We start from the raw sequence: 13,668 nt of genomic DNA, 5'->3' as shown, positions 1-13,668 counted from the left end.
TGTGCTCTCTATGGGTGAGTGCACCGTCGACGCCGGAGGACCCACCGTGAGCCGTGGCGGGCGGCGCTGGATGGGGATAAGAGACAGGTCGCGCGGCGAACGGATCGGCGGGCGGTGCGGACGGGTCGGCAGCCGGGGCGAGCGGGTCGGCAGGCGGGGCGAGCGGGTCCACGGGTGCGGGAGCGGGGGGCGCGGCCAGCGGGTCGACGGGCGGCGCGACTTGCGGCCCGGGTGCCGGCGGTGCGATCGCGGCGGCCGGGTCGATCGGTGCCTCAGCGGCGGGCGCCTCGGCGGCCGGGACCGGGCCGGGCAGGGGACCGAATGGCTCCGGGGTCGGTTCGGGATCGGCGAATGCCAGGGGGCTGCCGAACCCCAGTCCACCGATCAGACCAACCGCGATCGTCGCGGTCACAAGCTTGCGCATCGTGCGCTGCGGCATGCGAACACCTCCAGTCAAAGCTTCGACCAGTCTCGCACAGCGTGACGACCGGCTAACACCGTTGAGGCCTTCCGCAACCCGGACAACTGTCCAGAGAATGACGCTGAGCTGCTGTGTTCATCGTCGTCGGGTGTTCGACGTTACTTCCTGCTGGTTACCGCAACGATGTGCGGACAGGCCGGGTAATCACCGCATCGGCTAGGAATGCAGATGCCGGGCAACCAGGTTGTCCCGGGGAGTTGAAACATCAGCCAACGAGAGAGGATCGCGATGGTCGCCATTCCAGAGGGTTACGAGTCGCTGCTCGAGGGCCCCAACTACGGGCATCTGGCCACGGTGAGGCCGGACGGCAATCCGCAGGTCAACCCGATGTGGTTCGCCTGGGATGGCGAGCTGCTGCGGTTCACCCACACCACCAAACGGCAGAAGTACCGCAATTTCGCGGCGAATCCGAATGTGGCGATGTCGATCATCGACCCGGACACGCCGTATCGGTATCTCGAGGTCCGCGGCATCGTCGAGGAGATCATCCCCGATCCGACCGGCGCGTTCTATCTGGAGCTCAACGACCGCTACAGCGGCCCGCTGACCGAGCCGCCGCCCGATAAGGCGGACCGGGTGATCGTGGTGGTGCGCCCGACCGGTTTCACGAAGCAGTAGTCATGCTTGTCGCGTTCAGCGTCAGCCCGTCGGGCGGGGACGACAGCGGTGGTGTGGGTGCGGCCGTGGCCGAGGCGGTGCGGGTCGTTCGGGAATCCGGGCTGCCCAACGAAACCAACGCGATGTTCACCAACATCGAGGGCGAGTGGGATGAGGTGATGGCGGTGGTGAAGCGCGCGGTCGATGTGGTTGCGGTTGCGGCGCCCCGGGTGAGCCTGGTGCTCAAGGCCGACATCCGTCCAGGACATACCGGTCAACTGACGGCCAAGGTTGAGCGGATCGAGCGCGAACTCGGCACGTAGCCGCGTTCCTGTGTCAGCACTCGAGCGGCGCCCGCCCTCTAGGTGCCCACCTCCGAGCGGTGCCCACCTCCGAGCGGTGCCCACCTTCGAGCGGCGACCACTCTCTAGGTGCCCGCCTTCGAGCGACAGTTTCGCTAACACCGAAAGGCTTTCCGTATAAGCGAATTAGTCGCTGTGAGGCGGGCAGTACGCCACGCGCTCCCGGGCCGCACGGAAGTACGCGGACCGCGCAGGTAGGTCAGGACCGCACGAGGCGGGCGATCGCAGCCGACGCCTCGGCCAGTTTCGCCTCGGCCTCGTCGCCGCCTTCGGAGACGGCTTGGCTGACGCAGTGGCCGAGGTGCTCGTCGAGCAGGCTGAGCGCGACCGACTGTAGGGCGCTGTTCACGGCGCTGATCTGAGTGAGGACATCGATGCAGTACTTGTCCTCGTCGATCATCTTCGCGATGCCGCGGACTTGGCCTTCAATGCGGCGCATCCTTTTGGCGTAGTTGTCCTTGTTGGACGTGTAGCCGTGCGGGGCGGTCATAGCTCCAGAGTACCGGTACCCCTCCGGGGTATGCATATCTGTTTGGCCGGGTGAAACGCCGCGGGCATACTGCTAGTCATGCCCTCAGAGACTCCCGACATCAAGCCCCGCAGCCGCGACGTCACCGACGGCCTCGAGAAGACCGCCGCCCGCGGGATGCTCCGGGCTATCGGCATGGAGGACGACGACTTCGCCAAACCGCAGATCGGCGTCGGGTCGTCGTGGAACGAGATCACCCCGTGCAACCTGTCGCTGGACCGGCTGGCCAAGGCCGTCAAGGACGGCGTGTTCGCCGCGGGCGGCTACCCGATGGAGTTCGGCACCATCTCGGTGTCCGACGGTATTTCGATGGGCCACGAAGGCATGCATTTCTCGCTGGTGTCCCGCGAGGTGATCGCCGACAGCGTCGAGGTCGTCATGCAGGCAGAGCGTCTCGACGGCTCGGTGCTGTTGGCCGGCTGCGACAAGTCGCTGCCCGGCATGCTGATGGCCGCCGCCCGACTCGACCTCGCAAGCGTCTTTCTTTACGCGGGCTCGATCCTGCCCGGCAAGGCCACGCTGTCCGATGGCACCGAAATGGATGTGACGATCATCGACGCGTTCGAGGCGGTCGGCGCGTGTGCACGCGGGCTGATGTCGCGCGCGGACGTCGACGCCATCGAGCGGGCCATCTGCCCCGGCGAAGGCGCGTGCGGCGGCATGTACACCGCCAACACCATGGCGTCGGCCGCCGAGGCGCTCGGCATGTCGCTGCCTGGCAGCGCGGCCCCGCCCGCCACCGACCGGCGGCGCGACGGGTTCGCCAGGCGCAGCGGACAGGCCGTCGTCGAGCTGCTGCGCCGCGGCATCACCGCCCGCGACATCCTCACCAAGGAGGCGTTCGACAACGCGATCGCAGTGGTGATGGCGTTCGGCGGGTCCACGAACGCGGTGCTGCATCTGCTGGCCATCGCGCATGAGGCCAACGTCAAGCTGACGCTCGAAGACTTCACCCGCATCGGCGAGAAGGTGCCCCACCTGGCGAACGTGAAGCCGTTCGGCAAGCACGTGATGTTCGACGTCGACCACATCGGCGGTGTGCCCGTGGTGATGAAGGCACTGCTGGACGCCGGCCTGATGCACGGCGATTGCCTCACCGTGACGGGAAAGACCATGGCGGAGAACCTCGCCCACATCGCGCCGCCCGACCCCGACGGCAAGGTGCTGCGCGCGCTGGACAATCCCATCCACCCGACCGGTGGCATCACGATCCTGCACGGGTCGTTGGCTCCGGACGGCGCGGTGGTCAAGTCGGCGGGCTTCGACTCCGATGTGTTCGAAGGCACCGCAAGGGTTTTCGAGCGCGAGCGGGCCGCGCTGGATGCGCTCGAGGACGGCACGATCACCAATGGCGACGTCGTCGTCATCCGCTATGAGGGACCCAAGGGCGGTCCTGGCATGCGCGAGATGCTCGCCATCACCGGCGCGATCAAGGGCGCGGGGCTCGGCAAGGACGTTCTGCTGATGACCGACGGGCGGTTCTCCGGCGGGACCACCGGACTGTGCGTCGGGCACATCGCACCAGAGGCGGTCGACGGCGGGCCGATCGCGTTTCTTCGCGACGGCGACAAGATCCGGCTCGACGTCGCCAAGGGCACGCTGGACGTGCTGGTCGATAAGGACGAGTTCGATTCGCGCAAAGCAGGATTCGAGCCGCTGCCCCCCGTCTACACCACCGGCGTGCTGGCGAAGTACACCAAGCTCGTCGGCTCGGCGGCCAACGGAGCGGTCTGCGGCTAGCCGGGAGGCGGGTCGATAGGTGTCAGCGAGATCGGCACCCAATGGGTGCCGGGTCCCTCACCGGGGCAGCCGGCGCCGTCAACGACTAAGGTCCGCTCTCCGAAGAAGCTGCCGTCGGGATTCGGGATCCAGTAGTCCGAGCGCCGGGACGGCACTCCGCTGTCGGGGTCGGTGCGCTGACAGAGGTAGGGTTGCTCCCCGCTCGTCTCCCACCGGCCGTTGTTCCATCGGTATTCGAATTCCAAAGGGGCTCCGGGGTTGCGCTTTTGGTCATCCATGTTGTCCATGCGCACGACACAACCGTTCACATCACAGGTGGTGGTGAACAGGACGGGAAAGGTTTTCGACTCCATCGGTGTCGGCGTACCGTTGAACGTCTGCTTCGCGAAGTCGACGAACACGTTGTAGTACCCGTAGATCGGCGGCGGTTCAGCGCGATCCGCATGGGCGACGGGCGACACGATCGAAAGGGCGCCTGCAGCTAGGGCGCCGAACAGGGTTACTTTCCTCATTGCGCCTGGGTAGCACATCGAGGCGGCTAGCGGACCATCTTCTCGATTCGCTGAAGCGCGATTACCAATACCGGCGTCGCCCCGCTATGTATTCCGTCCGCCATTCACTCCGAGGATCTGGCCGGTGATGTAGCCGGCCTCCTCGGAGACCAGGAATGCGCACGCCGCGGCGATGTCCTCGGGCCTGCCCATCCGGCGGACCGGAGTCATCGCGATCGCCTTCTCCACATCGGTATATCCGCGCTCCTCAGCGCTGCGCAGCATTGGCGTGTCGATGAACCCGGGCGGCACCGCGTTCACGGTGATGCCTTTCGGGCCATACTCCAGCGCCAGCGACTTGGTCAGGCCGTTCACGGCGGACTTGGCCGCGACGTAGTGCGCCATGCCCGCCACCCCCGAGTGCGTGCTCGACGAGCTGATGTTCACGATCCGTCCCCAGCCCGCCTCGACCATGTCGGGCAGCACGGCCTGGCAGCAGTGGAAGACACCGTTGAGGTTGACGTTGATCACCCGCTGCCAGTCCGCGAAGGAGAGGTCGGCGAAACGTGAGAACCCTTCCAGCCCAGCGGCATTCACCAAAATCGACACCGGCCCGAGCCGTGCGCGTATCTTGCCGAGCGCGGCGTCGACCTGTTCGCGGTCGGTGACGTCGGCGGTATAGGCGAAGTCGGCGTCGCAGCGCTGCAGGTCGATCGTGGCGACGTGATGGCCGTCGGCTTCGAGTCGCTGTGCGATGGCGCGGCCGATGCCCGATGCTCCACCGGTGACGACAGCTGTCTTCATGAGGGGTTTCCTTTCCTGCGCAGCCCCAGCGTGCGCCGTCCTGTGTTCACCAGATGCCGCAGCAGGTCGTCGTCGCCGACGGCGATCCACGCCGGTCCGACGGCACTCGAGATTCCCGCGAGCACGACGGTGGCCTTGATCAGGCCGCAGGCGTCCTGCGCATCTCCGGCGAGCAGAGCCAGCTGCCGATTGATCAGCTCCGCCCAATGGGGCTGGTCGCGCAGCAGGGTCGTCACGCTCGGATCGCAGGCGAGCACCGAGACGAGGGCACGGTTGGCCACCGCCAGTTCGGCGTATCCGCGCAGCATGTGGTCGGCGCGGGCGCCGGCGCTGCGGTGCGACTCGGCGGCGGTGATGATGCGGCTCAGCTGCTCGAAGATCGGTTCGACGACGGCGGCGAGCAGCTCCTCGCGGGTGCGGAAGTGGTAGTAGATAGCTGCCTTCGTGAAGCCCATCTCGTCGGCGATCATCTGCAGCGAGGTGCCCGCGAAGCTGTGCCGCGTGAACAGGTCGACGGCGACGTCGATGAGGCGCTGCCGGGTGTCGGCAGCACTCGCTGTCTGTACCGCGACGGTCGCCATACTTTACGACCGTACAGGAGATCACTTGCCGATCGTAAAGTGGACCCTAGGTCTGGCCGAACCGGTCGTACAGCACGGGATCGCTCGACCCCAACCGCGCGATGTGCATGCCGAGCGGCCTGCGGGGCGTGTTCGAGCGCCTCGACGACATGGGGTGGCAGCGCCGCCATCTCCGGTTGGAAGAACTCGGCGAACGGGGTGTCGTAGTCGTCCGCGGGGTCCTGCCAGGCGGTTTAGAGCGCGAGATAGATGTCGTCCTCGAGGCTGTAGGCCATGTCTTCACGGGCATGCGACGGTCCCCAGTTCAGCCACAGGAAGTGCGACGGGTGCGGCGGCATGGTTTCGCGATGATGCGGCGGACGCCAGGCAGCAGGTCAACCGCAGGCGCCGACGTCCACATGTTGTCGGTGGCATATCGGTATCCGGTCGGATAGTTGCTCATCACCGCTTCGAACCAACTCGCGGTGCCACTGCACGCGAAGTGCGGCGCGCAGACCGTGGTCCACGCGCCGCAACATGCTGCTCCGATCCGGTTAGAAACCGCGGCCAGGCAGGAATGGAACGCCTGGACCGAACCCGGGACCGGGGCCCATCATCGGTGCCGGCGGCGGGGGTGGGCCCCCACACGGCAGAAACGGCAGGCACAGACCCGGCCCGGGCGGCGGTGGTGGTAAGGGGAAGGCGTTTGCCGTCCCGGCTCCGAACCCGACAGCGGCCAACGCCATACCGCCACAAACAGCGACAGAACCGGCAGCCATGCGGACGTGAGTTCTTCGGTTTACCACGAATCGCCTCCTTCTGTATGTGTCACTGACAGTGACGATTTCGACGCTACGGCGCAGACGTGTGCCCCACGTAGCCGCACTTTAGGAATCGCATGTGAGCCCGCCCATGCCCGTCCGACCGACCAGACCGCCGCTGCGGAATCGCCGGTAGGCGGGCATCGGCCAGATTGGCTGATCTTCATAGCAGCCACCCAGGTTCAACCCAGAGTCCGCCCATGGCAACCCCCCACGATGTAGTCATGACTCAGAGCGTGGTTGACAGTTTGGCCGTTTCGACAGCGGTGGCAGCACGGCCGAATGTCATTGCCGGGGCCCGGGACCGCAGGGTGCCGGTCGTCGACGTGGTGGTTCCGGTGTACAACGAACAGGCCGCCCTTGCCGCATCTGTCCGTCGCCTGCACCGCTATCTTGCCGAGACAATGCCGTTCACCGCGCGAATCACGATCGCCGACAACGCCAGTATCGACGAAACACCTCGCATCGCCGCTGAACTCGCCGACGAACTCGACGGTGTACGAGTCGTTCGGCTGGAGCAGAAGGGCCGGGGCCGGGCGCTGCACACAGTGTGGTCCTCGTCGGACGCGCCAGTACTGGCCTACATGGACGTCGACCTGTCCACCGACCTGGCCGCGCTGCAGCCACTGCTGGCTCCGCTGATCTCGGGTCATTCCGATCTGGCAATCGGCACCCGACTGGCCCGCAGCTCGCGCGTGGTTCGCGGCGCCAAGCGCGAAGTCATCTCGCGGTGCTACAACCTGATCCTGCGCTCGACGCTGGCCGCGAAATTCTCTGATGCGCAATGCGGATTCAAGGCAATCCGCGCCGACGTGGCCGCCCGGTTGTTACCCCACGTCGAGGACACCGGCTGGTTCTTCGACACCGAGTTACTGGTACTGGCCGAGCGCTCCGGCCTGCGTATCCACGAGGTGCCGGTCGACTGGGTCGACGACCCCGACAGCCGGGTCGACATCGTCGCCACCGCCACCGCGGACCTCAAAGGCATCGCGCGCATGCTCAAAGGCTTTGCCAGCGGGGCGATCCCGGTTCGGGAGATCGCTGCCCAGCTCGGTTCGGGCCGGGCCGCCGCCCCGCGCAACCTGATGCGCCAGGCTGTCCGCTTCGCGGCCGTCGGGGTGGCCTCGACGCTAGCGTACCTAGTGATCTTCTCCCTGCTGCATGCCGCCACCGGCGCCCAGGCCGCGAACCTGATCGCGCTTCTGATCACCGCGATCGGCAACACCGCAGCCAATCGCCGCTTCACCTTCGGCGCGCGGGGCCGAGACAGCTTGGTGCGCCACCATGCCGAAGGATTCGCCGTCTTCACGCTCGCGCTGGCACTCACCAGTGGCTCGCTACTCGCCGTGCACAGCTTGGCATCCCCGACCCCGCACTGGCTGGAACTCTCGGCGCTGATCGGCGCCAACCTCACCGCAACCGCACTGCGCTTCACGCTGCTGCGCGGCTGGGTATTTCACCCCAACCGCGGCTGAACACCCCACGCCCACCCAAGAACACCCGTACACCAGCGAACACGCTGAGCGAGAGGATGACGATGCCCGCACTCGCGGACACCACGCAGCGACCCTTAGCCACCGATATCGATGAACCACAGCCAGATCCGCGGTGGGCGCGGCCCGCGCTAGCGGCCCTGCTGGTCGCCACTGCGGCGTTCTGGTGCATCGGCCTGAGCCGGAACGGATGGGCGAACGCGTTTTACTCCGCCGCCGTGCAGGCAGGTACCAAGAGCTGGAAGGCGTTCCTGTTCGGCTCCTCCGACGCCGCCAACGTCATCACAGTGGACAAACCTCCCGCCTCACTGTGGCCGATGGAGATCTCCGCCCGGATCTTCGGGGTCAATACGTGGTCGATCCAGCTGCCGCAGGTCCTCCTCGGTGTGGCTTCCGTTGCACTGCTCTACGTGATCGTCAAGAAGCAGTTCGGGCCCGTGGCGGGATTGATCGCCGGCACAGTCCTGGCGCTGACACCGGTGGCCACGTTGATGTTCCGCTATAACAATCCCGATGCGCTGCTGACCTTTCTGATGGTCGCCTCGGTGTGGGCCTTGTTGCGCGCCGTCTCCGACGGTCGTACCCGCTGGCTTTTGCTGTGCGGCGCCCTGCTCGGATTGGGCTTCTTGACCAAACAGCTGCAGGTTCTGCTCGTCATGCCGGGGCTGGCATTGACCTATCTGATTGTCGGTCCGACCCGGCTGCGTGTCCGGCTTGCGCAACTGCTGGCCGGCCTCGGCGCAGTGATCGTCGCAGCGGGTTGGTGGGTGCTGCTGGTTGAACTTTGGCCCGCGGACAGTCGTCCTTATATCGGTGGATCGGAGAACAACAGCTTCCTCGATTTGACCTTCGGCTACAACGGCTTCGGCCGGCTCTTGGGTGGAGAGAGCAACACGCCCGGCGTCGGATCAAGGCCTGAAATGCCCGGTGGGGGTGCCAGCCCGTTCGGCGAGCCGGGCTTCGCACGGTTGTTCAGCGGTGAGTCGGGCGGCCAGATCTCCTGGCTGTTGCCCGCCGCCGTGATCCTTCTCGTCGTCGGTTTGATCGCATCCTCGCGCCGCCCGCGCACCGACCCGAACCGCGCGCAGTATCTGGTGTGGGGTGGCTGGCTGATCGGTACCGCGGGTGTGTTCAGCTTCATGTCGGGCCTTTACCACGACTACTACACCGTCGCACTGACACCCGCGATCGCCGCGCTTGCCGGAGTCGGTGCGGCCGACCTGTGGCACCGCCGCGAAAAGACCTGGGCCATCACCATTCTCGCTACAACAATTGCGGTGACTGGTGGATGGGCTTGGGTGTTGCTCGGTCGCACCCCAGATTTCGTCGGCTGGCTGCGCTGGGTCGTCCTCGCGGCGGCGATCCTCGCCGCGGCGGCGCTGGCGATCACCGCACTGCCGACCCTGCGACGCCCTCGAATTCAATCGGTGGCCGCGGCGGCCGCTCTCGTGATGGCGCTCGCCGGCCCGCTGTCCTACTCGATCCAGACCCTCACAGTCGCCCACACCGGCGGCGTCATCACCGCAGGCCCACAGATTCCTGGTAAGGGCATCCCCGGGATGGCTTCGGTTGGCAGCTCCGATTCCGGACCGACCGCCGGGCCGCCGGAGCAAACCGACAAAGAGGTCTCGGCAGAGATGGTCACAACGCTGTCTGCCAACAGCGACAGCTACACCTGGGTAGCCGCTGCACCCGGTTCCACTGAAGCCGGCTACTACCAGCTGGCCACCAGCCAGCCGGTGATAGCGCTCGGCGGCTTCGCATCGTCTGATCCCGCTCCGACACTGGAACAATTCCAGGACTACGTCGCCGATGGCCGCGTGCACTATTACATCGAGTCGACAAACCTCGGCCTGCCCAAGGGTATAGACGTTTCCAGCGCGCCTGCCGCGCCACAAGGAGTCGGCGAGTCCACGGAGGCAGACCGCATCAAGGACTGGGTCAAGCAGGAATTCACACCGCTCGAAGTCGACGGTGTCACGCTCTACGACCTGACCAAACCGCTGGCCGGTTCCTGAGAAGTACCGCGCCCGAGTTCCGTTGGCACTGCCACTCTGGCGCTTGGACCAACCAACACCTCGGCGGCTCCTCCTAATAAGCTTGCGGCGCGTCGGCGACGGCGCGTTCAACTCGGGACCTCGGCGGGTCGGCGCCAAGAGCTCGGGCCTGACCGAACTCGGTGCCGGCGCCGCGGTTCCACTCGGCCTGATCCGCACCTGGGCCGAAGAGAACCGCGATCACGTCGCCGCGCTCAACCCCGAACTGGTCGGGTTGACCGCTCGCAGGTTCTGATCATTGCTCGGCTACCGCGGAGGCGGCGCCAATACTGCTGACGGAATCGGTTCCCACGTCACCTGCCCGGAGGCATCCGCCACAACCCGGCCAAAGGGCTGATCGCCGAAGTGGCATCCGAATCCGAAGGTGTCGGGTTCGGACAGTCGATCCAGCAGGCGATGGCGCGTCGCTATGACAGCGGTTGCATCCGTATCGGCGATCGACATCCAGTCGGGGTGCGTCACTTGCGTGCTGCTGTGGAAGGCGTCCCCGAATGCGACGAGTCGACGGCCGGTGTGCGAGGTGATCACGTATGACGTGTGTCCGGGTGTGTGGCCCGGTGTAACGAGTGCCCGTACGCCAGGCACGATCTCATCGCCGTCGTCGAACAGCTCGAAATCGGCACTACCGGAAGCCAACTGGGAAATGACATGCCGTGGCGCCACCTCCCCCTCACCGAGGTGGCCTGCCGCATGCGGTGCCCATTCCTGTGCGGAGAACGCATACCGGGCGTTGGGAAACGTCCTGGCGCCATCCGCGAAAGCCCAGCCAGCGTGGTCGAAGTGCAGGTGCGTGACGGCCAACACGTCGATGTCTTCGGGGCGAACCTCGAGCGAGTCGAGAACCTCCAGCATCGACCCGCAGTCGACGCCGCCGAAGGCGAACGACTTGGTCGCCGTCCCGACGCCGGCGTCGATGAGCACCGTCGTTCCCGCTATCCGAACCAGCAGACCGCCCGCGCTCATCACCAGTTCGCCGGCCGTGGTGCAAAGGTGATCCCATGCCTGGCGCGGTGTTTCGGGAAAGAAGGTCTCCGGCCGCATGGTCAACACCCCGTCCACCACGTAGATGGCGGCCACGTCGTCGAACGTCACCGACCGCACCGCCGCCGGATCGCCCGGTTGGCCGATCGCTGCCGTCGGGTTCATCCTGCGATGCTCCCGCCGCCGTCGGCCCGCAGGACCTGGCCGGTGATGTAGCCGGCGTCCTCGTCGAGCAGGGCGTGGATGGCGTGGGCGACCTCCCGCGGTGAACCGACGCGCCGCATCGGAACGCTCTCCAGCAGGCGGGCTTCTCGCTCGGAACCGATCGGGCTGCGCTCGCGGTACAGCTCGGTTTCGGTGGGCCCCGGCGCGACCGCGTTGGCCGTCACGCCCGTCGCGGCCAGCTCCTTTGCCCAGATCCGGGTGCACGCCTCCAGCGCCGCCTTCGCCGCCGCGTAGGGCGTGCGTTCGGGTGTACCGAGGGTGGTCAGACTGGTGACGTTGACGATGCGACCCCATCCCGCGGCGAGCATCCCCGGCAACGTCGCCTGCACGACCTGAACGGCGACGCGCACGTTCACGTCATAGGTGTCGAACAGGTGATCCAGATCGATCGACCCGATGCGACCGAACCGGACGAACCCCACGTTGTTGACCACGGCATCGATCGGCCCGGCCGCGAGGACCGCATCCAGCACGTCCGCGGTGGCGGCGCGGTCGGCAAGGTCGACCTCATAGAACTCGCCCGGAAAGTCTGCGGGTCCGCTGCGCGCAAGGCCGACCGGGATGTTGCCGGCGCCGGCCACCCGGTCGGCGACGGCGCGCCCGATCCCCTTCGAGGCGCCGGTGATCAATACCCGTCGTGGTGACATGGTGTCCTCCTGATGAATCGTCGCTGGTGATCACTACAACGTTCTGAAGGGACTTTTCCTGGCTGTGGCAGTTTGATTCGGGGCGGACGTGACGGGTTTGATTCAGGACCACTTCAACGTCAGTTCCATGGTTGGAACGAGTTGGGTGGAGGTCCGATGGGACTGCGTGTGGAGTTGTTCGCCGAGGTTCGTCGAGATGCCCGTGTCGATGGACTGTCGATCCGGGCGCTGGCCGAGTTGTCGTATTCGAGGGTGTGGGACTACGTGCGGGTCCGCCGCGCTCCGATCGATGTCGAGGCCGGCGCGCCAATCTGGTTTTCCCTTGGGTCGGCTGACGCTTCCAAGAATTCGACAAGACGCCCGCTGCAGCATTCAAGGAGGGGGAGGTGACGGAGGCGCATACGGGGTTTTACCGCGCCGAGCGACAACCTGGTGGGCTTCAACGACCCGCGATGCTTTGATGCCGTAGCCGCGGAACAGCGATGAACCACGTCCCGACCTGACCGCTACATCCGAACATTTACGAAAGGGATCGTCGTGAAGCATGTCTCAACTCTCGTCGTGTGGCGTGCCAGTGTGAGTATCGCCGCCTCGGTGGTGCTGCTCGTGGCCGGCTGCTCGTCGTCATCGAGTTCTACTGCGAGCCAGTCCAGTCCGGGCAGCCCCACTCCGTCGGCATCGGTCACGCCCGCCGCGACGCCCGCGGTCGATCAGCGCGCCGAGCGCGGTATCGCAGACGTGCCTTGGCCACAGGTCGGTCCCGGCTGGATGCTTGCCGTCTGGACCCCCGTCACGCCACACAAGCCCGACGACCAACCCGTGCCTGGCGAACCGACGCCCGAGACCGCGACCAATGTGTTGTATCTCGTCAGCCCGGCCGGTGACCGGTATTCCATCACCGAATTCCCACCGGCCGATGGCATGCCCGGCCTGGTCGACTGGTCAGCCGACGGCAGCCATGCCCTTTTCAGGTCGGTGCACGGGTTCGATTTCACGGCAATCTCCATAGATCTGCACACCGGCGCGCGGAGCTCCGTTCCGGTCGACGAGAACGCGGCCTACGCCAGTCCGGACGGCAAGGCACTGCTGGTGACCGATTTCGGTGGGGACGAGTCCGCCACGCTCAAGCGGATCGACATGGCGGGCAACGAGCAATTGGTCTACCCGACGAAGGATCTGGGTGGTGCGGGACGGTTCGGTGGCGACTATCTGCAGACGCCCGACGGAACTCAGCTCGTATTGGCCACCGAGAACCTCGGCAACGACATCGCGCCGAGGACCGACAACAGCCTGGTGGTGATAAGCAACGACGGGTCAATTGCCCGCACACTGCCGACGCCGATGCCCGAGGCGAAGTGCACCCCGGTGAGGTGGTGGACCCCCGGGGTGATCCTCACGCACTGCGGCGGCGCGGGGGAGCAGCTATGGAAGGTCCCGCTCGACGGCGGCAAGCCGTCAGCGTTGACAGGGGTCAACACGCGCGAGGGGAACGATCCTCACTTCGAGGACAACCTGGGCAACTGGGACGCATACGAACTGCCCAGTGGCACGTTCCTGCCGACCGCGGGAGGGTGCGGCACCGCGTTCGTGTCCCGACTGACGCCGGACGGGGGCACACAACGGGTCGACATCCCCGGTGTCTCTGACAGCGCCGAACTCCGAGGGGTGAGCGGTGACAAGCTGGTGATCCTCGGAGGGGTCGGCTGCAACGGCGCAACATCGCTGGTGACCTACGATCCCGTGACTAACACCTCGAACGTGCTACTCGGGGCGCCGATCACCAAGGGCGGCGGCATCGAGTACGTCCTTCTCTACCCGAGCGGGAAGTGACTATTAGAGTTTCGCATTGGGCACGGTTACCGAATTGGCCTTGCCGGTGA

At 66.2% G+C, this 13,668-nt stretch carries 13 protein-coding genes and 2 pseudogenes; 7 read left to right on the top strand and 8 right to left on the bottom strand.

The genetic code is table 11. From position 1 onward, the window contains the following. A pseudogene (locus D6M19_RS34600) lies at nucleotides 1–439 on the bottom strand (hypothetical protein); the annotation flags it as partial. A gap of 270 nt (nucleotides 440–709) precedes the next feature. Here D6M19_RS34600 and D6M19_RS29180 point away from each other — a divergent pair. Next, the gene (locus D6M19_RS29180) at nucleotides 710–1,099 is read left to right on the top strand and encodes a PPOX class F420-dependent oxidoreductase (RefSeq protein ID WP_123028775.1); all 390 of its coding nucleotides are present in this window, start codon (nucleotides 710–712) and stop codon (nucleotides 1,097–1,099) included. A 2-nt stretch (nucleotides 1,100–1,101) separates the two neighbouring features. After that, nucleotides 1,102–1,401, top strand: a complete 300-nt coding sequence (locus D6M19_RS29175; RefSeq protein ID WP_123028774.1) for a thiamine-binding protein — start codon at nucleotides 1,102–1,104, stop codon at nucleotides 1,399–1,401. A gap of 238 nt (nucleotides 1,402–1,639) precedes the next feature. On the opposite strand, the gene ricR is transcribed toward D6M19_RS29175, so the two are convergent. Further along, nucleotides 1,640–1,930, bottom strand: a complete 291-nt coding sequence (gene ricR, locus D6M19_RS29170; protein ID WP_123028773.1) for a copper-sensing transcriptional repressor RicR — start codon at nucleotides 1,928–1,930, stop codon at nucleotides 1,640–1,642. Between the two features lie 78 nt (nucleotides 1,931–2,008). Between ricR and ilvD the strand changes: the two genes are divergently transcribed. Continuing rightward, nucleotides 2,009–3,709, top strand: a complete 1,701-nt coding sequence (ilvD, locus tag D6M19_RS29165) for a dihydroxy-acid dehydratase (protein WP_123028772.1) — start codon at nucleotides 2,009–2,011, stop codon at nucleotides 3,707–3,709. Here ilvD and D6M19_RS29160 read toward each other — a convergent pair. From D6M19_RS29160 to D6M19_RS35355, 4 genes and pseudogenes are all read right to left on the bottom strand, one after another. Further along, nucleotides 3,706–4,221 (bottom strand): MBOE_33420 family protein, encoded by a 516-nt coding sequence (locus D6M19_RS29160; RefSeq protein ID WP_123028771.1) that lies wholly within the window; start codon nucleotides 4,219–4,221, stop codon nucleotides 3,706–3,708. The genes ilvD and D6M19_RS29160 overlap by 4 nt on opposite strands. Nucleotides 4,222–4,305: 84 nt before the next feature. Beyond that, nucleotides 4,306–5,004, bottom strand: coding sequence for an SDR family NAD(P)-dependent oxidoreductase (locus D6M19_RS29155; protein WP_123028770.1), 699 nt, complete (start codon nucleotides 5,002–5,004; stop codon nucleotides 4,306–4,308). Next, the gene (locus D6M19_RS29150) at nucleotides 5,001–5,585 is read right to left on the bottom strand and encodes a TetR/AcrR family transcriptional regulator (RefSeq protein WP_123028769.1); all 585 of its coding nucleotides are present in this window, start codon (nucleotides 5,583–5,585) and stop codon (nucleotides 5,001–5,003) included. Before D6M19_RS29150 ends, D6M19_RS29155 begins: the two co-directional genes overlap by 4 nt. A 236-nt stretch (nucleotides 5,586–5,821) precedes the next feature. Continuing rightward, nucleotides 5,822–6,000 (bottom strand): annotated as a pseudogene (locus tag D6M19_RS35355) (FAD-binding oxidoreductase); the annotation flags it as partial. A gap of 609 nt (nucleotides 6,001–6,609) precedes the next feature. Between D6M19_RS35355 and D6M19_RS29135 the strand changes: the two are divergent. From D6M19_RS29135 to D6M19_RS29125, 3 genes are all read left to right on the top strand, one after another. After that, nucleotides 6,610–7,860 (top strand): bifunctional glycosyltransferase family 2/GtrA family protein, encoded by a 1,251-nt coding sequence (locus D6M19_RS29135; protein ID WP_123028766.1) that lies wholly within the window; start codon nucleotides 6,610–6,612, stop codon nucleotides 7,858–7,860. A gap of 62 nt (nucleotides 7,861–7,922) precedes the next feature. After that, nucleotides 7,923–9,896 carry a glycosyltransferase family 39 protein gene (locus D6M19_RS29130; RefSeq protein ID WP_234835108.1) on the top strand — a complete coding sequence of 658 codons (1,974 nt, stop codon included), beginning with the start codon at nucleotides 7,923–7,925 and terminating at the stop codon, nucleotides 9,894–9,896. A gap of 82 nt (nucleotides 9,897–9,978) precedes the next feature. Next, on the top strand, nucleotides 9,979–10,170 hold the full coding sequence (locus D6M19_RS29125; RefSeq protein WP_123028764.1) for a hypothetical protein: 192 nt from the start codon (nucleotides 9,979–9,981) through the stop codon (nucleotides 10,168–10,170). A gap of 11 nt (nucleotides 10,171–10,181) precedes the next feature. Here the strand turns inward: D6M19_RS29125 and D6M19_RS29120 are convergent, their stop codons facing one another. Both D6M19_RS29120 and D6M19_RS29115 read right to left on the bottom strand, forming a co-directional pair. Beyond that, nucleotides 10,182–11,081 carry an MBL fold metallo-hydrolase gene (locus D6M19_RS29120; RefSeq protein ID WP_123028763.1) on the bottom strand — a complete coding sequence of 300 codons (900 nt, stop codon included), beginning with the start codon at nucleotides 11,079–11,081 and terminating at the stop codon, nucleotides 10,182–10,184. Further along, nucleotides 11,078–11,788, bottom strand: a complete 711-nt coding sequence (locus tag D6M19_RS29115) for an SDR family oxidoreductase (RefSeq protein WP_123028762.1) — start codon at nucleotides 11,786–11,788, stop codon at nucleotides 11,078–11,080. The genes D6M19_RS29120 and D6M19_RS29115 overlap by 4 nt, the downstream gene beginning before the upstream one ends. A gap of 576 nt (nucleotides 11,789–12,364) precedes the next feature. On the opposite strand from D6M19_RS29115, the gene D6M19_RS29105 reads away from it, so the two are divergent. Continuing rightward, nucleotides 12,365–13,618: a hypothetical protein gene (locus D6M19_RS29105; RefSeq protein WP_234835107.1), complete on the top strand. Its 1,254-nt coding sequence runs from the start codon at nucleotides 12,365–12,367 to the stop codon at nucleotides 13,616–13,618. Nucleotides 13,619–13,668: the final 50 nt, after the last annotated feature.

It is taken from the genome of Mycolicibacterium stellerae (assembly GCF_003719305.1).
Classification (GTDB): Bacteria; Actinomycetota; Actinomycetes; order Mycobacteriales; family Mycobacteriaceae; genus Mycobacterium; species Mycobacterium stellerae.
This window is presented reverse-complemented; position numbering and strand designations above follow the sequence as displayed.